Source organism: Lacrimispora sanguinis, assembly GCF_044987295.1.
In the GTDB taxonomy this organism is placed as follows: domain Bacteria; phylum Bacillota; class Clostridia; order Lachnospirales; family Lachnospiraceae; genus Lacrimispora; species Lacrimispora celerecrescens_B.
This window is the reverse complement of sequence record NZ_CP173277.1, coordinates 2,361,529-2,381,395: the sequence shown is the minus strand read 5'-3', so window position 1 is coordinate 2,381,395 and position 19,867 is coordinate 2,361,529. Positions and strand designations below refer to the sequence as shown.

At 43.1% G+C, this 19,867-nt stretch carries 22 protein-coding genes; 15 read left to right on the top strand and 7 right to left on the bottom strand.

The features are described 5' to 3' along the window. The first annotated feature begins 304 nt into the window (after positions 1-304). Positions 305-1,492: an iron-containing alcohol dehydrogenase gene (locus ACHZES_RS11070; protein WP_038281434.1), complete on the top strand. Its 1,188-nt coding sequence runs from the start codon at positions 305-307 to the stop codon at positions 1,490-1,492. A 197-nt stretch (positions 1,493-1,689) separates the two neighbouring features. Here ACHZES_RS11070 and ACHZES_RS11065 read toward each other — a convergent pair whose 3' ends face one another. The 6 genes from ACHZES_RS11065 to ACHZES_RS11040 form a co-directional block, all read right to left on the bottom strand. Further along, positions 1,690-1,986, bottom strand: coding sequence for a hypothetical protein (locus ACHZES_RS11065; RefSeq protein WP_038281253.1), 297 nt, complete (start codon positions 1,984-1,986; stop codon positions 1,690-1,692). Positions 1,987-2,574: 588 nt separating this feature from the next. Further along, the gene (locus tag ACHZES_RS11060; RefSeq protein WP_154524650.1) at positions 2,575-2,886 is read right to left on the bottom strand and encodes a hypothetical protein; all 312 of its coding nucleotides are present in this window, start codon (positions 2,884-2,886) and stop codon (positions 2,575-2,577) included. 9 nt (positions 2,887-2,895) lie between these two features. Then, the gene (locus tag ACHZES_RS11055; RefSeq protein ID WP_395548908.1) at positions 2,896-4,158 is read right to left on the bottom strand and encodes a DNA polymerase thumb domain-containing protein; all 1,263 of its coding nucleotides are present in this window, start codon (positions 4,156-4,158) and stop codon (positions 2,896-2,898) included. A gap of 148 nt (positions 4,159-4,306) precedes the next feature. Then, the gene (locus tag ACHZES_RS11050; RefSeq protein WP_051835185.1) at positions 4,307-4,888 is read right to left on the bottom strand and encodes a hypothetical protein; all 582 of its coding nucleotides are present in this window, start codon (positions 4,886-4,888) and stop codon (positions 4,307-4,309) included. 85 nt (positions 4,889-4,973) lie between these two features. Then, positions 4,974-5,531, bottom strand: coding sequence for an SOS response-associated peptidase (locus ACHZES_RS11045; RefSeq protein WP_051835184.1), 558 nt, complete (start codon positions 5,529-5,531; stop codon positions 4,974-4,976). Positions 5,532-5,565: 34 nt separating this feature from the next. After that, entirely contained in the window at positions 5,566-6,045 is a 480-nt protein-coding gene (locus ACHZES_RS11040) for a DUF2127 domain-containing protein (protein ID WP_395548907.1), read from the bottom strand. A 235-nt stretch (positions 6,046-6,280) separates the two neighbouring features. On the opposite strand from ACHZES_RS11040, the gene ACHZES_RS11035 reads away from it, so the two are divergent. The 13 genes from ACHZES_RS11035 to ACHZES_RS10975 all read left to right on the top strand — a co-directional run bounded on the left by ACHZES_RS11035 (position 6,281) and on the right by ACHZES_RS10975 (position 17,245). Next, the gene (locus tag ACHZES_RS11035; RefSeq protein WP_038281250.1) at positions 6,281-6,706 is read left to right on the top strand and encodes a pyridoxamine 5'-phosphate oxidase family protein; all 426 of its coding nucleotides are present in this window, start codon (positions 6,281-6,283) and stop codon (positions 6,704-6,706) included. 17 nt (positions 6,707-6,723) lie between these two features. Further along, positions 6,724-7,248, top strand: coding sequence for a GNAT family N-acetyltransferase (locus ACHZES_RS11030; RefSeq protein ID WP_395548906.1), 525 nt, complete (start codon positions 6,724-6,726; stop codon positions 7,246-7,248). A 379-nt stretch (positions 7,249-7,627) separates the two neighbouring features. Further along, positions 7,628-9,565, top strand: coding sequence for a fructose-bisphosphatase class III (locus ACHZES_RS11025; RefSeq protein WP_038281247.1), 1,938 nt, complete (start codon positions 7,628-7,630; stop codon positions 9,563-9,565). A 105-nt stretch (positions 9,566-9,670) separates the two neighbouring features. Then, positions 9,671-10,144 carry a DUF1700 domain-containing protein gene (locus ACHZES_RS11020; RefSeq protein WP_038281245.1) on the top strand — a complete coding sequence of 158 codons (474 nt, stop codon included), beginning with the start codon at positions 9,671-9,673 and terminating at the stop codon, positions 10,142-10,144. A gap of 195 nt (positions 10,145-10,339) precedes the next feature. Continuing rightward, positions 10,340-11,032, top strand: a complete 693-nt coding sequence (locus ACHZES_RS11015; RefSeq protein ID WP_089995132.1) for a C40 family peptidase — start codon at positions 10,340-10,342, stop codon at positions 11,030-11,032. A gap of 131 nt (positions 11,033-11,163) precedes the next feature. Then, on the top strand, positions 11,164-11,895 hold the full coding sequence (locus tag ACHZES_RS11010) for a C40 family peptidase (protein WP_038281241.1): 732 nt from the start codon (positions 11,164-11,166) through the stop codon (positions 11,893-11,895). 350 nt (positions 11,896-12,245) lie between these two features. Beyond that, positions 12,246-12,452 (top strand): hypothetical protein, encoded by a 207-nt coding sequence (locus tag ACHZES_RS11005; RefSeq protein ID WP_084719656.1) that lies wholly within the window; start codon positions 12,246-12,248, stop codon positions 12,450-12,452. A 157-nt stretch (positions 12,453-12,609) separates the two neighbouring features. Next, the gene (locus ACHZES_RS11000) at positions 12,610-12,918 is read left to right on the top strand and encodes a rhodanese-like domain-containing protein (protein WP_154524640.1); all 309 of its coding nucleotides are present in this window, start codon (positions 12,610-12,612) and stop codon (positions 12,916-12,918) included. A 72-nt stretch (positions 12,919-12,990) separates the two neighbouring features. Beyond that, the gene (gene yfcE, locus ACHZES_RS10995; protein ID WP_038281239.1) at positions 12,991-13,539 is read left to right on the top strand and encodes a phosphodiesterase; all 549 of its coding nucleotides are present in this window, start codon (positions 12,991-12,993) and stop codon (positions 13,537-13,539) included. 43 nt (positions 13,540-13,582) lie between these two features. Beyond that, the gene (locus tag ACHZES_RS10990) at positions 13,583-14,689 is read left to right on the top strand and encodes a class I SAM-dependent RNA methyltransferase (protein WP_051835189.1); all 1,107 of its coding nucleotides are present in this window, start codon (positions 13,583-13,585) and stop codon (positions 14,687-14,689) included. Between the two features lie 43 nt (positions 14,690-14,732). Further along, entirely contained in the window at positions 14,733-16,115 is a 1,383-nt protein-coding gene (locus ACHZES_RS10985) for a lectin like domain-containing protein (protein WP_395548904.1), read from the top strand. Positions 16,116-16,140: 25 nt separating this feature from the next. Next, positions 16,141-16,776 carry an RdgB/HAM1 family non-canonical purine NTP pyrophosphatase gene (rdgB, locus tag ACHZES_RS10980; protein ID WP_154524638.1) on the top strand — a complete coding sequence of 212 codons (636 nt, stop codon included), beginning with the start codon at positions 16,141-16,143 and terminating at the stop codon, positions 16,774-16,776. Then, positions 16,754-17,245: a metallophosphoesterase gene (locus tag ACHZES_RS10975; RefSeq protein ID WP_038281233.1), complete on the top strand. Its 492-nt coding sequence runs from the start codon at positions 16,754-16,756 to the stop codon at positions 17,243-17,245. Before rdgB ends, ACHZES_RS10975 begins: the two co-directional genes overlap by 23 nt. A 92-nt stretch (positions 17,246-17,337) precedes the next feature. Here ACHZES_RS10975 and ACHZES_RS10970 read toward each other — a convergent pair whose 3' ends face one another. Continuing rightward, positions 17,338-18,735, bottom strand: a complete 1,398-nt coding sequence (locus ACHZES_RS10970; protein ID WP_395548903.1) for an alpha-glucosidase/alpha-galactosidase — start codon at positions 18,733-18,735, stop codon at positions 17,338-17,340. A gap of 187 nt (positions 18,736-18,922) precedes the next feature. Here ACHZES_RS10970 and ACHZES_RS10965 point away from each other — a divergent pair, with 187 nt between their 5' ends. Continuing rightward, entirely contained in the window at positions 18,923-19,780 is an 858-nt protein-coding gene (locus ACHZES_RS10965; RefSeq protein ID WP_038281229.1) for an AraC family transcriptional regulator, read from the top strand. Positions 19,781-19,867: the final 87 nt, after the last annotated feature.

The window sequence follows — 19,867 nt, the reverse complement described above, 5'->3', positions numbered from 1 at the left end:
AGCGTTCTCCTTGTCATTCCATGGCATGATTTACTTTATAAAGGCAAGCCGGGCCCGGACTGAATACAGCAGATCAGCCGTTCGAAGAGCCGCCAGGTGAATCGAACTACTTACATATGAAAAAGGAAAGCAGATTACTAAGGCTTTCCTTTATAAGATATGCTGTGATATTAAAAAATATGAAGGGAAACAGAGGTGAGGAGAGTCTATATTGGAAAAAAGATATGTTCGTGGTATAATTTTCATTAAGAATAAAAATGATGCGGAACATAAAGATCAGACCGTAGCGGAAAGTGAGGATAGAATGAATAATTTTGAATACTGCGTACCTACAAGAGTAATATTCGGCCGTGATACCCACAAAAAAGCAGGTGCCATCATCTCTGAATATGGATTTCATAAGATCATGATTCATTATGGAGGAGGCAGTGTAAGAAAAAGCGGCCTGCTTGGGCTGGTGGAAGAATCCTTAAGAGAGCATGGAATCGAATATATTCTTTTTGGCGGAGCGCAGCCAAATCCGGTTTTATCCCTGGCAAAAGAAGGCATGGAGCTGTGTAGAAGGGAACATGTGGAGTTCATTCTGGCAGTGGGAGGCGGAAGTGTGATTGATTCGGCCAAGTGCATTGCAGATGGAGCACTTAATCCGGATATAGATCCATGGAAATTCTTTTTAAAGGAAGAAGTTCCGGCAAAAGCCCTTCCCCATGGCAACATTCTCACTCTGTCTGCTTCGGGAAGTGAGACAAGCTTATCCTGCGTCATTACAAATGAAGAGGGAGGCTTAAAGCGTGGGTTTAACAGCCCAACCCATCGTCCGCTGTTTGCCATCTGCAATCCGGAGCTGACGTTTACTGTCAGTAAATTCCAGACCGGATGCGGAACCGTGGATATCATGATGCACACACTGGAGCGGTATCTGGGAGGGCCGACAAAGGATACTCCTTTGACGGACCGGATTGCGGAGGGGCTTTTAACCTCTGTTATGGAAGCAGGGACTGTGGCAGATAAAAACCCGGAGGACTATGAGGCACGTGCAACTCTTATGTGGGCAGGAAGCCTCTCTCATAATGAGCTTACCGGTCTGGGAAGGGAATATATGATGCAGGTTCACCAATTGGAGCACGAGCTGTCAGGGATGTATCCGGCCATTGCCCATGGTGCCGGTCTGTCTGCCCTGTTCTGCTCCTGGTCCAGGTACGTATGCGAAGTTGATCCTATGAGGTTTGCCCAACTGGCTGTCCGTGTGATGAATGAGGAAATGAACTTTGAAGAGCCTTTAAAAACAGCTCTTAATGGGATTAACAGATTGGAAGGATTTTTTAAGAGCCTTGGAATGCCTGTCAGCTTAAGAGAACTGAATGCGGGAATTAAGGAAACGGATTTAGAAGTGCTGGCGGATAAATGTTCCTTTTACGGATCCAGAACTTTACCCGGAATCCGGTCACTTGGGAAACCAGAGATGGTTGATGTATACCGGCTGGCTTATTAACGCTTTTGATAAACCGCTGCCGCGGGCGGCTGTTATCAGGGCGAGGGTATCCACTAAATCTAAGGCAGCATAAAAGCGGCCTGCTTTGATCAGTACCAATCATGATCTGGCAGGCCGCTTCTAATGAAAGAAAATCGGGGCAGGATATATCCAATCTCCGATCTTGGTTTTCGCATAATAAAATCACCTTATTTTCACTAACCTTTATAGCAACCCATTTTACATATACTTGTTACAACCGCCCTTAACTCCTCCTTTTCCCCCTCTTTGCAAAAGGGTTTGAAAATGCATACCATGGTTATGGCATTCTGGGGAGGACGGGTCATAATGAAGGAATTGCAGATAAAGCGGAAGTTGATTCCCCTGGCCTCTTGAATGGATACCAGGTAGGGCTTATAGGTTGCGCCCCGTAAATCCCTTGTGGCCTCATGGAAGATCACCAGGTCTTTACAGTTTACATCGCGGTATGGGGTAAAAATGCATGGGCTGCACATATAAGAAACTCCTTTGCTTTTTCTATTGTTATATCATATGCTGAATTTGACCTTAAGGTACGGGAAGGGCATCCTTTCTGCTTGTGCAGGAAATAAGAATTGCAGAAAAAAGGTTCAACCGTGAGGGCGGTTGAACCTTTTTTGGAATATTATTTGCAGAACTGAGAAATTAAATCTAATAAATCGCTTAAGTTACATGAGCTAAAATCAAAGAACATGATACATAACCTCCTTATTGTTTTTGTTTTTGTACAACCCCATTGTAACACTTATGTAATAGAAATGTAACATATAAAAAATGGAATTACAGGAAGTAACTGGACTGGCATTGGGCCTGATTTTCACACCTTGTCTATTTGTACCATAAAGTATAGTATAACGCTTTTAGAAGGGGGGGAAATATATGTGTTGCTTTAACAGATGCTGCCGGAGAAATTGCAGATGCAATTTTTGCAATGGCTTTTTTGGCTGTAACAGATGTAACTGGTGGTGGTAATAATCACTCCAGAGGATAGCAGGGTGCTGCAGAATCCGGGACTATCAGAGTAAATATTACAGGTGGGTACCCGGGATCCCGGCCCCACCTTTTTATATTATCATAACCCATTTACAGGCTTCCATATAAAAGATCAGTTTAAATTCTATTTTCAGTCCCCCATTGATTGCACTGCATTGAAATTCTTTTGAAGGGATTCCGTTATAATTTTTATCTTCTGAACATTTTATGGTTATATCAGAGATTGTTTGTATCATACCGTCATCACCTTCAAACTTTAAACTTAAAGGCCTGGGGCTGCAGCTGGCGGTAAACCATACCTTGCAGGCGACATGATACATCCTACCTTTTGGTTCTTCGTTATTAATATCTTTTACATTAGTTCCAATTCCAAATACTCCCATATCTGCCACCTACAATATATGTTGTTTGCTGTAATCTACAGTCCTTTTCTCCCGGCTGATTCCCCCGCTCATGTGATCAACTGCTTTATCATTTAAAAAACTTGCTCTTTTAATTGAGTCCATTCCAAAGCGCATTCTGATTTCATCTACTGCCTTATCCAGCCGTTCCAACTTTTCATAATCTACTTTATCGAATATATTTAATTGGCGGCTGTCCTCTGTGGTTACATGGCTTGTATGGATTCCCAAATGACGGATAGGAATCTTATCCCACATCTCATCAAATATTTTGCAAGCGGCTTCATAGATTTCATTGGTGATATTTGTTGGCGTATCAAGGGTTTTTTGATGACCATAATATACAAAATTATAGTCCTTTATTCCTACGGAAACCACACGGATCTTCACGTTGTCATCTCTTAATCTGGCAGATACGGTTTCTGCCAAAGATAACAGTACTAACTTGGCTGTACCTGCATCCAATAAATCAAATGCAGTGGTTGTACTATTCCCATAACCTTTATTTGGCGGGGGAGCAGGTTCCACTGCTGAAACATCGATTCCGTTTGCAAAAGACCATATAACCTCCCCATACTTGCCGAAATGACTTTTGATGATTGATAAATCAGTCTGTGCCAATTCTCCTATGGTTTTGATTCCCAGATTTCGCAATTTACGAAATGTTGCCCTGCCTACAAAAAATAATTCTGTTACAGGTAATGGCCACATTTTTTCTTTTATTTCACTTAACCACAGCGTATGCACTTTGTCAGGCTTTTTAAAGTCTGATGCCATTTTAGCCAGGACTTTATTGTTTGAAACCCCAATGTTTACGGTAAAGCCAAGTTCTTTGTATATACGTTCTTTTATATCATTTGCTGCCTTATAAGGATCTCCATACAAGACTTCAGTACCAGTCATATCCATATACGCCTCATCAATGGAATACTGTTCCACAACAGGAGAATATTGTTTCAAGATTTGAATAAATGCAGATGAAGATTTCTGGTAGAGGTTGTAGTTTGGGGGAACTAAAACCAGGTCAGGGCACTTTCGCAGTGCCTCATTCACGGACTCCCCTGTTTTTATTTGATACTTCTTTGCCGGTATGCTTTTTGCAAGTATAATACCATGCCTTTTTGTAATATCTCCGCCAACCGCTGACGGTATATCCCGTAAATCTAAATTTCCTCCCAGATGATGGATTCGATATACTGCTTCCCAACTTAGAAAAGCGGAGTTTACATCGATATGAAATATGACATTATTCATGGAATCACCTCGGCTATATTATAATCGAATGTACGTTCGATTAATAGTGGAAATAAAAGGGAAGATAAAAAAACAGCAGGCTGAAGAGACCTGCTGACATCATTAAGTAAAGTTTATATTATTGATAGCAAAAGACGCCTTTGATAAGCTATAATATTTGAATATGGAAAGCAATCGCTCGATACGGGATAACTTCAGTTTCTATTTCGGAATGGACCACGTTCACTAATAAACCAGGATAAAGGGTACGGAAAGGAACAGGATAGCCATTTTTATCACGAACGGTAGCCTTAGGGGCAATATTAAATTCTATTTGATTATCGGGATTATCAGGATCATAAGTATAGAAAACAAAATTATCCATATCCACTTCTGTAATTTGAGCCGTGGTAGAATGAAGTGATGGCTCATCGTATTCTCTGGCAACAATTAAATAAGCGTTAGCTTGCGGCGGAATGCGCCATTCCATAATCGGTGAAAATAAGGCGTCCACCAGCATGCCTTCCTGGATGTCACATAAGCATATATGTTGACCGGATGGATTCAGAACATCTGTGTAAAAACTTGCATTAAGCCTTAAGGGTTCGGATATGGTTTCATCTTGTACAGACTGAGTGTAGATAATGCTTATATATCCGGTAACCCTGCTGCGAGTAAAAACCTCTGTAACCATTGCATTGTTAACTTGCAGTATTCGTCCCATTTGCGTGATTGTACCTAACTCATTCATGCGCTTTTATGGCCCCTTAGAGATTTTATATAATCTTTATATTATATGCTTAAATTTTAAATATGCCATGACTGAGCCCGATCTTTTATATCGCCTTATAGTGTACTTCACTAATTGCATGATTCATTGTGCTAATTGGGTCGTGTCCATGAAGCCATTCATCGTGACTTTTTTGAGGGAGAATTACCGGCATTCTGTCGTGAATGAATGAAATGCCTGACCAGGCCGGACGAGTCAGGATAACGAAAGTGGAGTCTCCTGTTTGTAAGTCTGTTTTAGACAGCCCTGCCATCCATACAGGACTCCTTTCCTGAGTCATCAGGGCATACTTCACCTTTTGCTTTCCGCGTCGTTCCCACTCAAAATACCAGCTTGCAGGAACCAGGCAGCGTCCCTCCATCATCGGGCGCCGAAACATATTTTTCTCCGCTGCCGTTTCGCTTCGGGCATTAATGATCTCACCCTTGCCGTCAAATTTAGGAAATCCCCAACGCATTGCTGTCATGATTCCGTTTGGGGATAAGACAGGTGCAAGGTTAGTCGGAAATATCTCTCCGGTTTTTACCGCAGTTTTTCTTTCTACTTCGGCAACAATAGAACGCAATTCAGCATCATCAATTTCAATGTAATATCTGCCACACATGTTATTCAACCACCTTTCCAATTGGCTTCATAAATTAGGATTTGATTCTCTTATATTCCATACAGGTTAATGCAATCATAACCGCGTCAAAAATGGTGAGCACAATGAGAAATGCAGATTGAGTCAACGTATAGCGGTATATCTGATACGCCATAAAAAGAAGAAAGGAGAAGATGGTCAGCGGATATGCCCATCGTTTTTTGCGCCACAGTAAAAGTATCAGGATGCATTTTATAACTCCGTGGGACATTAAGTAAAATACAGCAAAATGCTGAGCGCTGATTGAAAAGCTGTTGCTTAAGCTTACCAGGAAATTTGCTACTATATCCTTTGGGTCTTCCGATAATTCATGCCGGGTTAAAAAACGCGTCAGCCAGTTCAATCTGGTGGGGCTTAAAAATATCAGGAATGCTCCTCCAACAATCTCCATTAAGCCATGAATGCCCTTTAAAAGCAGTCCGATTTCAAAGCTGATGTGAACAAGATCTTTTTCTTTATAAGTAGAATGTTTCATCTGTACCTCCAACTGTTATCTGCCCCTCTGTCTTTGCGTTGAGGAGATTATATCACTTCCCATATGCAGCATCAAGGTGTTAATAAAAAACTGTTTGGGATCACTAATATCCGATTGAAAATTAATAGTTGGTAGTTTTTTAGTGATATGATATTATAAAGTAAGAACATGACATACTGTTGTCTTAATTGATGTGATATATTTGTTTCAAATAAAAAAGCAGGAGGCAAATATAATGAATGAAGAAATCATTGCTAGAGCCGGAGAAATTATTGCAAAAAAGACCGGTGGAGGAAACGAGGGATATTGCGTATTAGCGCTGATTGACAAAGACGGTTATCCAACCGCCTCTACAATATCCGCATCAAAGGCAGAAGGTATTAACCGGATCACATTCTGTACCGGGCTTGGAAGCAATAAAGCTGATCGTATTAAACAATGCAGCCATGCCAGTGTTTGCTTTAATGCAATAGACCACAATATCACCCTGGTCGGCACCATAGAGATATTAACCGACCCGGATATAAAAAAAGAGATGTGGTACAAGGGTCTTGAAGAAAATTTCGACGGACCGGAAGATCCAAACTACTGTGTCTTGCTTTTTAAGACGGAACGTTACAATCTATTTGTTGACTGGAAGGAAGCAAAAGGGAAAGTATAACCAGGGAGGCCTTGTTTATGGATAAAATCAAGCTTATAAAACCAACTGCAGAATATGCAGATGATATTATGAAGTATCGCCAGGAGTTAATGGATTTCGGCGACAGCATGGATGGCTGTGGGAATTTAAGACAATGTTCATCGGCAGAGGAATGGATCCGTGGCATTGAAATGCTTAATTATGAAGAAACCTGTCCAAAAGACAAGGTCACTTCCGATACGTACATTGCTGTCCGTTTGGTCGATAATAAAATTGTAGGAATCATTGATTTCAGGCATCACATTGATCATCCTGTTTTGGGAGTTTGGGGCGGTCATATCGGATATTCCGTCCGGCCATCTGAAAGAAGGCAGGGTTATGCAACAGAAATGCTCAGGCAAAACCTGCAAAATTGTAAAAACCATGGATTAGAAAAGGTGATGATCACCTGTAATTCCGATAATGTGCCTAGTGAAAAGATAATAATTACAAATGGCGGAGAATTTGAAAAGGAAGTAAGTGTAGACGATAAAAGAATAAAACGTTATTGGATACAATTGTGATTTCATTTAATACAGTACCACCACAGCAAAGGACTGCCAGTCAAACGGGCAGTCCTTTTATCAAACATCTATATCATTGTTTAGTTCAAGTATTCCGATAAACTCTCTTAGCAATTCGACCGCCTCTTTCTTCCATGAGGCATCTTCGCTCATTGCTGTGAGTGTTGCTTTGTTTGTCCGCTCGGAAAAAAACAGATAATTTTGAGGCTACTGGCTATCGTATTTAAGTCAGTATCCTTCTTATTTTGTGGAGTTAAACAAAGGGAAGGATTGGATCCATGGGGGGCGTCTCGCTAAAAAGGGTTTTAAATTGAAATCTTTTATGTTACTATAGCTCTATAGAAGTGCAGCATCGCTTCAGGGAAAAGGGGAGGGTATTATGAGAAGTTTGGCGTATCTGAAACTGATGTCGAGGGAGTATCCGACAATAAAGGCTGCTTCCAGCGAGATCATCAACCTTACGGCCATTCAGGGTTTACCAAAGGGAACGGAATATTTTTTCAGTGACCTGCATGGTGAGTATGAGGCATTTGTCCATTTATTAAAAAGTGCCTCAGGCGTTATCCGCGAAAAAATCACGGAAACCTTCAGTCACATCATACCAGAGAAAGAAGAAGTGGCGTTAGCCAATTTAATATACTACCCGGAGCGGATCATGAATCAGCTGGAGCTTAAGGGCCTGGCAGACGGTGACTGGCAGAGAGTGACCATTTACCGGCTGGTACAGATCTGTAAAGTGGTTTCATCAAAGTACACCAGATCCAAAGTAAGGAAGAAAATGCCCCCGGAGTTTGCCTACATCATTGATGAGCTGCTTCATGTGGATTATAATGATGACAATAAACGTGTATACTATAACGAAATCATACGGTCCATCATTGACATCCGGGTAGGAGATAAGTTCATCATAGCCTTATGCGAGTTGATCCAGAACCTGACCATTGACAGCCTGCATATTATCGGGGACATTTTCGACCGCGGTCCAAGGGCGGATATTATTATGAATGAACTGCTGCAATTTCACGATGTTGATATCCAGTGGGGCAATCATGACGTTTCCTGGATGGGAGCCGCCACCGGGAATCTGGCATGTATCTGCAACGTACTGCGTATTGCCATCAGCTATAACAGCTTTGATGTGTTGGAGGACGGATATGGCATCAACCTCCGTCCCTTATCCATGTTTGCGGCCAGGGTATACCGGGAGGATCCGTGCGATCGGTTTATTCCCCAGATCCTTGATGAAAACATCTATGACGCGGTGGATCCGGGACTGGCGGCAAAGATGCACAAGGCCATTGCAGTCATCCAGTTTAAGGTAGAAGGTCAGATTATAAAACGTCATCCGGAATATGAGATGAGCGACCGGATCCTGATTGAGGCCATTGACTTTGACCGGGGCGTTGTGACCGTAGAGGGTAAAGAATATCCTATGCTTGATAAATTTTTCCCAACGGTAGATCCGAAGGAACCGTTAAAACTGAGCAAGGAGGAGGGAGAGCTTCTGCACACCCTTCAGCTTTCTTTCATGCATAACGAGCTTCTTCATAAGCATATTCGTTTTCTGTATTCTCATGGAAGTATGTACAAATGCTACAATTCAAACCTCCTGTACCATGGCTGCATTCCCATGAGGGAGGACGGCTCCTTTGAAGAGATCGTGGTGAATCACCAAGCTTACTCAGGAAAGGCGTTAATGGATTATGTGGACCGAAAGGCTCAAAATGCATATTTTATGCCGGAGGGTTCTGCGGAGAGTGAGGATGCCAGAGATTTCATGTGGTATCTATGGTGCGGAGCCAAATCTCCGGTTTACGGCAAGGGGAAGATGACGACCTTTGAACATTATTTTATTGAAGATCCTTCTGCCCACAAGGAGCCTATGAACCCATATTACAGGCTTAGTATGAAGGAAGAAACATGTGATAAGATATTGGAAGAATTCGGCCTTCCTAAAAAAGGCTCTCACATCATCAACGGTCACGTTCCGGTGAAAATAAAGGAAGGGGAATCCCCAGTGAAAGCGGGAGGCAAGCTGTTCCTCATAGATGGAGGGCTGTCAAAGGCCTATCAGACTAAGACAGGGATTGCAGGCTATACGCTGATTTATAATTCCAATCATCTGGCTCTTGCGGAGCACAAGCCCTTTGATCCCAAGAAGGAAAGCACGCCAAAGGTTTCGGTTGTTGAAAACATGAAGAACCGGGTCATGGTGGCGGATACGGATAAGGGTGCGGAGTTAGCCGAACGGATTGCAGACTTAAAGGAGTTAGTGGCGGCATACCGGGATGGTGTAATTAAGGAGAAGGTAGAGTAGCCATATTATGAAATTTTAAGAATTTATTCAGAGAAGGTTTCTTTACGAAAAACCTGTCGGATGATACAATAATCAAAGTTATTTACTTAATTGAAGGAGGCTCAGATGAGCAGACAGGAGTTTTTACAGCGCTTAAGGGATGCTTTATCAGGTGAAGTCCCTGGAAGCGTGATTGAAGAAAATATCAGGTACTATGAAGAATATATCAGCACGGAAGTGAGAAATGGTTCTACGGAAGAGGCGGTGATTGCCTCCATCGGCGATCCAAGACTGATTGCCAAGACTATTTTAGAGGCCAACGAAAATGCAAAGAGCAGCGGATCCGAAAGGACTTTTTATGAATCCTACTCCGGTGCGGACCGGAATGTGTATGAGGACCCGGGTAATTTCGGACGCCGTATGCATTACATTGACTTGAGTAAATGGTACTGGAAGCTCTTGGGAGTTACGGTGCTCATCTTATTTTTCTTTCTGATTGCCAGCATTGTTACAGGGATTTTCAGCCTTCTGATGCCTATTATGGGCCCCTTGCTTTTGGTATTTCTCATAGTCTGGTTTGTAAGAGGAACGAAACGATAAAGTCAAATATATTTAATAAATCCATGGAAATATTACAAAACTGTGACGGCAGTTATGACGCATAAAGCGCCATAATTGCCGTTTTTGCTTGACAAAATCGGGGAATAAGTATATAATTCGAAATGTAACAATTATGTAACATTTTAACGAAGTATTGCGGGAACGACAGAAAAACGTAAAAACAGGAGATTTAATATGAAGAATAAAATGTGGAAGGCGATGGGGCTCTTAGGACTTTTGACAAGCTTAAGCTGGGCTCCCCAAGTAGAGGCGAAAGCAGCGGAAGTTGCTGTAGAAACCAGCACAACACTTTATGCGAAGATGGATATGCCTGTGTCTGTCAGAGAAGCTGCTGATGGGTCGGGAATGACTCTTTCCCAGGCAGGGGAAGGTCAGACTTATGAAGTGGTTGAATCCCCAGGAGATGGCTGGCTTAAAATAAAAACTCCGGAAGGAGAAGGTTACATAGAAAGTGGTGCTGCGACCCTGATCGAGAAGACTCAGGAAAAGGTGGACAAGTCTGTGATGCAGCGCCAGAAAATTGTAGATTATGCGCTTCAGTTTGTGGGTGGCCGCTATGTCTATGGAGGAGTCAATCCCAAAACAGGAGTGGACTGTTCCGGGTTTACCAGCTATGTGTTAAGAAATGCGGCTGGTGTAAACTTAAGCCATAGCTCTAGGTCTCAGGCAGGAGAAGGCCGCAGCGTCAGCTACGAGGATGCCCGCGCAGGGGACCTGGTATTTTATGGAAAAAATGGATCCATTAACCATGTTGCCCTATATATGGGAGACGGCCGGGTAGTCCACGCTTCCACAGAAAAGACCGGAATTATCGTAACAAACGTCATGTATCGCAAACCTGTGAAATTTGTCCGGGTTTTAAACTAAAATAATTTTAAATTCGTGCACTTTTAAATAATACTTGACGAAAAGATAAAATAATTGTATAATAACCGTAATGAATTTAATACTTATGTAACATTTGAAAATCAAAAAGTAAAAATAGGAGCAATTTCCCGATGATAAACAAAGCATGGAAAACGTTAGGACTTATGGCTTTTTGCGGAGCAATGGTAGTTGCAGTTCCTTCAGATGTAAGAGCAGATGAAATTTCCGGTCCAGGACTCAGTTATGGGAACTATATGGTGACCGTTGATGCAGATAATGTGACGATCAGCAAGGATGAAGCTGGTAAAGAAGCACTTATGACCGCTTCCAAAGGATCTTCTTTTGAAGTTGTGCAGGATATGGGCGACGGATACATGAAGGTTAAGATCAATGATACATATGGCTATATGCCAGTAGACGGCAATGCAACCGTATCTTCAACCGATGAGGAAACACTGGCTGCATTGGAAGTTAAGACTCAGACAGAGACGGTTGTTAATTTCAGACAAAGCATTGTTAATTACGCTCTTCAATTTGTAGGCGGACGTTATGCCTATGGCGGCAGCGATCCACGTACAGGAGTAGACTGCTCCGGATTTACCAGATATGTGATGCAGCATGCAGCAGGCCTTACTTTAAATCGTTCCTCAGGTGGACAGGCCTCCCAGGGAATAGCAGTCGGCGCAGATCAGATGCGTCCGGGCGATTTGATTTTTTATGGAAGCGGATCATCCATAAACCACGTTGCCATGTATATCGGTAATGGACAAGTAGTGCATTCATCAACTTATAGAACAGGTATTAAGACTTCTCCGTGGAATTATCGGGCACCTGTAAAAATCGTCAACGTGCTTGGCGATTAATGAAATAGCGGACAACCGGATTTTGGAAAGGGATATAAGACCCTCGGCATTTTATGCCGGGGGTCTTTTGATGTAAATAATCTAAAAAAGAGAAACAGCCGGAATAGGGGAGCTATCTCGGCTGTTTCTGAGGGGAGTATAAATAATTAATAAGGATGAGGGGAAAACCCCTCATTTTGATTATAATATAGCTATGATAAAAATGCAAAGTATTTTTACAAAATATGGCTACATTTTCGAATAATATACCATTTCCTCATTAATTTTAAAATAAAAAAACAATTGTATAAAATTTTAGAAACACGCCATACTAACGATGTAACGTAAAACGCCTACAGGAGGTATTTAATATGTCTAAGAATATGGATAATTCCAGGAACTCCCAGAACAACAATCAGAACAACAATCAGAACAACAATCAAAACAACAATCAGAATAACAGCCGTAACTCCAGCAAAGACAGCAGCCGCGATTCCAGCAGAGATAGCAGCCGCGATTCCAGCAGAGACAGCAGCCGTGATTCCAGCAAAGACAACAACCGTAACAGATTCAACTAATAACGGAAGCTGATCCAATTGTTCTTGAGAAAAGGCGCGGGAAAGTGACAAAGAGGTCCTTTCCCGCGTTTTTTTGTTGAAATCTTCCTGCTTCTATATGATTTTCGCAATCCTGGAATTATGGAATATATTATTACTAGAAAGGACAGGTGATAATATGTTCAGTACCATACCGATATGGGAAGTAGATCACTATATCGAATACTATAGTGATATTATGATTATAGATCTTCGCAGTCAATCGTCCTACAGGCAGTCTCATATTAAGGGAGCCGTAAATTTGCCATATGAAAATATGGATCGTTGGGTAAACAGCTTGCCAAAGGATAAACTTTTGATCATTTATTGTTCCAGGGGCGGACAAAGCATGGTGGTCTGCAGAAATTTGGAGCAATCTGGATATAATGTAGTCAATATAGCCAATGGAATCGCATATTACAAAGGAAAATATATGGTTCGAGGATAGGTAAATTCATTGACAGAAATACCCCGCTAGCCTTAAAATATACCTATTAAATACAAAAGGAGAAAACAACCTATGAGATATATGATTGCTTCCGACATTCATGGTTCTGCCTATTTTTGCAGGAAGCTGTTAGATGTATATAAAACTTCCGGAGCAGGCAGGCTGATCCTGTTAGGAGACATTCTTTACCATGGCCCCAGAAATGACCTTCCAAGGGAATATGCCCCGAAAGAAGTGATTTCCATGTTAAACGGCTACAAGGACCAGATTTATAGTGTAAGGGGAAACTGTGACACGGAAGTGGATCAGATGGTATTGGAATTTCCTATTCTTGGGGATTATGCCCTGCTTGCCGTCTCCGGCCTGACAATCTATGCCACTCATGGGCATATTTACAATAAGGAAAACCTGCCTCCGGTACAAAAGGGAGACATCCTGCTTCATGGACACACTCATGTCCTTACTGCGGAGCATTTTGGAGATATTACCATATTAAATCCAGGCTCCGTATCCATTCCAAAGGGCGGTAATCCTCCTACTTATGGAATGCTGGAGGATAAGGTGTTCCGCGTCATGGATTTTGACGGGAATATAATAAAAGAAATGAACTTAGGAGAATAAAGTGAAAAAAACATTTGAGCTGATCGCCCCCTGTCATTTTGGCATGGAAGCGGTTTTAAAAAGAGAGATCACGGATCTTGGCTATGACATTGCATCAGTAGAAGACGGAAGGGTTACCTTTATTGGAGATGATGAGGCCATCTGCCGTGGGAATGTCTTTCTGCGTACTGCAGAAAGAGTTTTACTTAAGGTGGGAAGCTTTCATGCAGAATCTTTTGAAGAGCTCTTTCAGGGTACCAAGGCAATCTGCTGGGAAGATTATATTCCTCAGGATGGGAAGTTTTGGGTAGCTAAGGCTTCCTCAATTAAAAGTAAATTATTCAGCCCCTCTGATATCCAGTCTATCATGAAGAAAGCCATGGTAGAGCGGTTAAAAGGGGCTTATGGCGTGGAGTGGTTTCCAGAGACCGGAAGCAGCTATCCTCTGAGGGTATTCCTCCATAAGGATGAAGTGACCGTTGGCATCGATACTACAGGAGATTCTCTTCATAAGAGAGGGTACCGTACATTAACCAGCAAGGCTCCGATCACGGAAACCCTTGCAGCAGCCCTTATTATGCTGACTCCATGGAACAAGGACCGGATTCTGGTAGATCCTTTCTGCGGAAGCGGGACCTTTGTGATCGAAGCGGCCATGATGGCGGCTAACATGGCCCCAGGCATGAATCGTTCTTTCCTTTCTGAGGACTGGAAAAACCTGATTCCAAGAAAGTGCTGGTATGAGACAATGGATGAGGCGAACGACCTTTTGGATTCCAATGTCAAAGTAGATATCCAGGGCTATGACATAGACGGTGACATTGTAAAAGCTGCCAGAGCTAATGCAGAGTCAGCCGGAGTGGATCACATGATCCACTTCCAGGAAAGACCCCTGGCTGCTTTAAGTCATCCAAAAAAGTATGGTTTTATTATTACGAATCCTCCTTATGGAGAGCGAATTGAGGAAAAGAAGAATTTACCAGATCTATACCGGCAGATTGGAGAGCGGTATAAGGCTCTTGACGCCTGGTCCCTTTACATGATCACTGCCTACGAGGAAGCTGAGAAATATATTGGCAGAAAGGCGGATAAAAACCGGAAAATTTATAATGGTATGATGAAAACCTATTTCTATCAGTTTATGGGGCCAAAGCCCCCAAGGCCTCGATGAGCCAAAGGCGAATCGAACTTTCTTAGAGTAAAAGGAGATTCGGTTGAAGAATAAAAGATGGTTTTTCCTATTTCTGATGATCATCTGTTTTTCAGCAGGATACCGGTTTTCCAGTCCGGAGATTGTCCCTGCAAATAAAGCAGGCCAGGATTACTTAATAGAGTCAGATAACGTACAGACAAACAGCCAGTGTATGTCATGGAAATCGGAAATTTTAAATGTGCAGCTCCCGGCCTTCTATGATGGAAGAGAGGAAGGCCGGGTTCCCTCTGTGAAAAACCAGGGTTCTATTGGAACATGTTGGGCTTTTGCCTCGCTTCAGGCCCTGGAAGCAGCTCTGCTTCCTGGTGAAAGCTATGAGTTTTCAGAAGATCACATGTCTTTGAACAATGGTTTTTGTATTCCCCAGGAAGAGGGAGGGGAATATACTATGTCCATGGCCTATTTGCTGTCATGGAGAGGACCGGTATTGGAAGCGGATGACCCATATGGCGACGGCATTTCCCCTGATGGCTTAAAATCGGTAAAGCATATTCAGGAGATTCAGATCCTTCCGGATAAGGATTATGAGGAAATCAAACGGGCCGTACTTTTGTATGGCGGAGTTCAAAGCTCCCTTTATACCTCCCTTGCGGAAGGGGACATCCGGTCTGAATCCTATAATGAGGAGGCCTATGCCTATTGCTACATTGGTCCGGAGCCTCCGAACCATGATTCCGTGATTATTGGCTGGGATGATGCCTATCTTAAGGAGAACTTTCATGGGGAAGTTCAGGGAGATGGGGCATTTATCTGTATGAACAGCTGGGGAGATGGATTCGGAGACCAGGGATATTTTTATGTATCCTATTACGATTCCAATATTGGAAGAAGTAACATTGTTTATTCGGTTGTGGAAGATACGGATAATTATGATCACATTTATCAGTCAGATCTCAGGGGCTGGGTCGGCCAGCTGGGATATGGAGAAGATACCGTGTGGTTTTCTAATGTTTACGAGGCCGGAACCTCTCAGCGCATTGAAGCGGCAGGTTTCTATGCGACTGGTCCCCGCACCTCCTATGAGATTTATGTGGTGCGTCATGTGGGGAAAGAAACTGATATTTTAGAAAGTCAGGATTTCGACCGGAAAGTTCTTCTTACCAGGGGAAATTTTGACTATGGAGGATACTATACGGTGCCTCTTATGGGAAATCAGCGGGAAGACTTAGAACTTTCCCCGGGGGAACGCTTTGCGGTTATCGTAAAGATTAATACGCCGGATGCAATCCATCCTGCAGCCATTGAGTATGATTCGGGAGATGGACGCACCTTTGTCAATATCTCAGACGGAGAAGGTTATATCAGTGCTGATGGCGTAACATGGGAACGGGCCGAAGAGAAGAGGTGTAACCTGTGCTTAAAGGTGTACACAAAAGACCGGTGAAAAGGTTTTATGGAGGACGGAATAGATGAACGATAAAAAGATCGTATTTGCCACAGGAAATGAAGGAAAGATGCGGGAGATCAGGGAGATTCTTAAGGACCTGGGAATGGAGATCCTCTCAATGAAAGAGGCCGGTGCTATCCTAGATATTGTGGAGGATGGAGCTACTTTTGGGGAAAACGCGGAGATAAAGGCCAGGGCAGTGTGGAAAAGAACCGGAGGAATCGTGCTTGCAGATGATTCCGGCCTGGTTGTGGACTGCTTAAATGGAGAGCCAGGGATCCTTTCCGCCAGATATATGGGGGAGGATACTTCCTATGAGATCAAAAACCAGAATATTCTAGACAGGGCTGCCCATGCAAGGGGCGGGGAAAGAAGCGCCCGTTTTATATGCAATATTGCTGCTGTGCTGCCTGATGGAACGGTGCTCCATACGGAAGAAGCCATGGAAGGGCTTTTGGCTGACCAACCTGCTGGGAAAGAAGGCTTTGGATATGATCCCATCCTCTATATACCGGAATTCGGAGTAACCAGCGCCCAGCTTACTTTGGAACAGAAGAATAAAATCAGCCACCGCGGAAAGGCTCTGGAGGCCATGAAAGGTCGGCTTATAGAAACTTTTACAGGAGGGGAGAATAATGAAAATACTGATTGTCAGTGATACGCACCGCAAAGATGAAAGTTTACATAAGATCATTGCAGAGACCGAATCACTGGACATGCTGATCCATCTGGGAGATTCGGAAGGCAGCGAAGATAAAATTGCGGGCTGGATTCCCGCAGGCTGTGAGCTTCAGATGGTTCTTGGAAACAATGATTTTTTCTCGGATTTAGACCGGGAAAGGGAAGTGGTGATAGGAAAGTACCGGGTTTTGCTGACCCATGGTCATTATTATAATGTATCCTTAGGGGTTGAGCGCCTGGAACAGGAAGCTGCGGACAGAGGCCTTGATATTGCTATGTATGGTCATACCCACAGGCCTTTTTATGAGGTACATAACGGGATCACCATCTTAAATCCGGGCAGCCTTTCTTATCCCAGACAAGAAGGGAGAAAGCCTTCCTACATGATTATGGAGATTGATGAGCAGGGGGAGGCACATTTTACCCTGAAATTTCTGGAGAAATAAACGCTTATATAAATAAAAAATGCTCAGAACGAAATGTGGAGCTAATAAGGAGCAGCTGCAAAATGTGCAGCTGCTCCTTATTTTTCATAGGACTATTTCCAGCCTTGCGGCAGATAAGCCAGAGTATTTTCGATCATATCGTCTGCCAGCTTTTTGATTTCTTCTTCCCCAGCCCTGTCTTTTACCAGAGGATCGTTTAAGAAGGCTTCGTATACCAGGGAGCGGTCATAAGTAAGGGCAGCTTCCAGGATTCGCTGATGGTTGGCAACATGTGGCTCGATCAGCTCAAGGACATTTTCCGGAATAGAGCCTGCTACCACCGGTTTAATGCTGTCCCGGCTAAACAGGGCGTTGGTTTCAACAACAGCTTCTGCCGGCAGGTTGGGAACTTGTAAGAAAGAATTGGGGATATTGACATTGCTTACAGTCTTTTCAAGACCGCATAAGGCTTTGATGAGAAGGATTCCTTCTTCTCCCGATGCTTTCAGTTCAATTTCCTCTTCGCCCCCTGCAAGCCGGTGGCTCTTGGTTAAACGGTTTTTTAAATCATCTTTTCTCCAGGCAACAGTGGTGAGACCGAATTTCCAGCTCTTAACGGTCTCTGGGTCTTTTAAGTAATCACTTCCAGGCATGAACTCTGCAAGGTGACGGTCGCCGGCAGCAGCGATTAAGCCATAGCGGCGGAAGAGATCAAACTTTACCCTGTGAGCGCACTCAAAGCTATTGTTTGCCCAGTTCTTATCCGGCTCATTGTAGCCCTCTTCGTAGTGAGCGTCAATATAATCACGGTAAACAGGGAATAAATCGATTCCCTTGTAGGAAGCCTGGTCAAACCAGGTGAAATGATTGATTCCCAGAACATTTACATTGATGTCCCGGCGGTCAACGTTTTCAAGACCAAAGGTTTCTTCACAGATTCCCTTTAAAACCTTCTGGGTGCCGAATACTTCATGGCAGCAGCCGAAAGCCTTGATCTGAGGGAATACGTGGTAAAGGGTCTTTACGCATAGAGACATTGGATTTGTGTAGTTGATGACCCAGGCATCTGGTGAATATTTTTTCACGGCTTCTGCGATAGTCACAAACATGGGGATGGTGCGGAGGGCACGAATCATTCCTCCGGGGCCGGCGGTATCGCCTACGGACTGATATATACCAAGCCTTTCAGGAAGATGGACGTCTGAATCCATTTCATCAAAGGTTCCTGGAAGAATAGAGATGACTGCAAAGTCACAGCCCGTCAAAGCTTCCTCTAAGGAGGTGGCTGTGACGTAATTCCATTTTCCGGTGGTATCTTCCCTGTTTGTCAGTTTGTTGCCGATGATTTCATTATTTTTTGCGGCTGCCTCATCGATGTCATATAAACGGATTGTTCCGCTTAAGGAATCGTCCATGGAAAGATCCGTCATAAAGGTCCAGGCCCAGCCTCTGGAGCCGCCTCCGATATAGGCGATCTTAAGATCGCTGACTTGATTGTTTGCATATTTCATAAGGGTTTCCTCCTGTTAAAAGAATTATTATGTAAATGGTTTCTTGGACGCTGTTGCAAGTTCAGGAATAGCTTGCATTGCAAGTTCAGATAAGTTATATTATAATGGATTATAGTATTATAAATCTTATATAATTGGTGCTTTTTTTAATAAAATCATACTTTTGGCTACTATTTTGGAGGCTGGAATGGAGAAAACCGTATTTTCGGAAAGCATGGAGGGAATCACCATTGACGAGGTGGTTCGGGACCAGGAATATTCTATGACAATGAAGCATTTTCATGATACCTACGAACTCTATTTTCTCCTGGAAGGGGAACGTTACTATTTCATCGAGAAAGAAACCTATTATGTAAAAACAGGGGATGTAGTTTTGATAAACCGGGAACAGGTCCATAAAACGAGCCAGGCTGGAAGCAGGAGGCATGACCGGATTCTTCTCCAGTTAAGCGGGAGAGTTTTAGAGCCATGGCTTAAGCAGACAGGGGTCTCTTCTCTTGAGAAGCTGTTTGGAGACTATTATGGTGTGGCTAGGCTTTCGAAAGAGGAATGGGAAGAAATGAAGGGGCTGTTGCTGGGGATTTCAGAGGAACTGATTCACCGGAGAGAGCGGTATGAGATCATGGTAAGGCTGAAGCTTTCCCAGATTTTACTGATGGTCTACCGCAGCAGGAAGAAGACCGTACTCAAGGAGATGCCTCCTACGGTTCAGACTGCAAAGCATGGAAAGGTGCATGAGGTGGCGGAATATTTAACGCTTCACTGCGAGACAGGAGAGAGCTTAGAGGAGCTGGCGGAGGCTTTTTTTATCAGCAAATCCTATTTAAGCAGAATCTTTCGGGAGGTAACTGGGTTTTCGGTAAATGAATACAGGAACCTGGCCAGAGTGAGAAAGGCGAAAGAACTACTTGCAAACAGTAGGTACTCTATTACGGAAATATCGGAAATCCTTGGATTTGAAAGCATTACTTATTTTGAACGGGTATTTAAAAAGCATTCGGATGTGACGCCGTTAAAATACAGAAAGGATGGGGGAGAGACTTAGTCATAAGAGGGCGGAAAGGTTTAATGAAAAGAAAGAAGGAACATGGCAAGGGTAACGCCATGTTTCTTCTTTCTTTTCCGGGCAGAA

Bases quoted from the DNA above. Each gene is read 5' to 3' on its own strand.
- ACHZES_RS11035 (WP_038281250.1), top strand. From the start codon at position 6,281: ATGAATGAAGAAATCATTGCTAGAGCCGGAGAAATTATTGCAAAAAAG.
- ACHZES_RS11060 (WP_154524650.1), bottom strand. From the start codon at position 2,886: ATGGGAGTATTTGGAATTGGAACTAATGTAAAAGATATTAATAACGAA.
- yfcE (WP_038281239.1), top strand. From the start codon at position 12,991: ATGAGATATATGATTGCTTCCGACATTCATGGTTCTGCCTATTTTTGC.
- ACHZES_RS11045 (WP_051835184.1), bottom strand. From the start codon at position 5,531: ATGTGTGGCAGATATTACATTGAAATTGATGATGCTGAATTGCGTTCT.
- ACHZES_RS11070 (WP_038281434.1), top strand. From the start codon at position 305: ATGAATAATTTTGAATACTGCGTACCTACAAGAGTAATATTCGGCCGT.
- ACHZES_RS11005 (WP_084719656.1), top strand. From the start codon at position 12,246: ATGTCTAAGAATATGGATAATTCCAGGAACTCCCAGAACAACAATCAG.
- ACHZES_RS11055 (WP_395548908.1), bottom strand. From the start codon at position 4,158: ATGAATAATGTCATATTTCATATCGATGTAAACTCCGCTTTTCTAAGT.
- rdgB (WP_154524638.1), top strand. From the start codon at position 16,141: ATGAACGATAAAAAGATCGTATTTGCCACAGGAAATGAAGGAAAGATG.
- ACHZES_RS11015 (WP_089995132.1), top strand. From the start codon at position 10,340: ATGAAGAATAAAATGTGGAAGGCGATGGGGCTCTTAGGACTTTTGACA.
- ACHZES_RS11030 (WP_395548906.1), top strand. From the start codon at position 6,724: ATGGATAAAATCAAGCTTATAAAACCAACTGCAGAATATGCAGATGAT.
- ACHZES_RS10965 (WP_038281229.1), top strand. From the start codon at position 18,923: ATGGAGAAAACCGTATTTTCGGAAAGCATGGAGGGAATCACCATTGAC.
- ACHZES_RS11020 (WP_038281245.1), top strand. From the start codon at position 9,671: ATGAGCAGACAGGAGTTTTTACAGCGCTTAAGGGATGCTTTATCAGGT.
- ACHZES_RS10990 (WP_051835189.1), top strand. From the start codon at position 13,583: ATGGAAGCGGTTTTAAAAAGAGAGATCACGGATCTTGGCTATGACATT.
- ACHZES_RS11065 (WP_038281253.1), bottom strand. From the start codon at position 1,986: ATGTGCAGCCCATGCATTTTTACCCCATACCGCGATGTAAACTGTAAA.
- ACHZES_RS11025 (WP_038281247.1), top strand. From the start codon at position 7,628: ATGAGAAGTTTGGCGTATCTGAAACTGATGTCGAGGGAGTATCCGACA.
- ACHZES_RS11010 (WP_038281241.1), top strand. From the start codon at position 11,164: ATGATAAACAAAGCATGGAAAACGTTAGGACTTATGGCTTTTTGCGGA.
- ACHZES_RS11000 (WP_154524640.1), top strand. From the start codon at position 12,610: ATGTTCAGTACCATACCGATATGGGAAGTAGATCACTATATCGAATAC.
- ACHZES_RS11040 (WP_395548907.1), bottom strand. From the start codon at position 6,045: ATGAAACATTCTACTTATAAAGAAAAAGATCTTGTTCACATCAGCTTT.
- ACHZES_RS10975 (WP_038281233.1), top strand. From the start codon at position 16,754: ATGAAAATACTGATTGTCAGTGATACGCACCGCAAAGATGAAAGTTTA.
- ACHZES_RS10970 (WP_395548903.1), bottom strand. From the start codon at position 18,735: ATGAAATATGCAAACAATCAAGTCAGCGATCTTAAGATCGCCTATATC.
- ACHZES_RS11050 (WP_051835185.1), bottom strand. From the start codon at position 4,888: ATGAATGAGTTAGGTACAATCACGCAAATGGGACGAATACTGCAAGTT.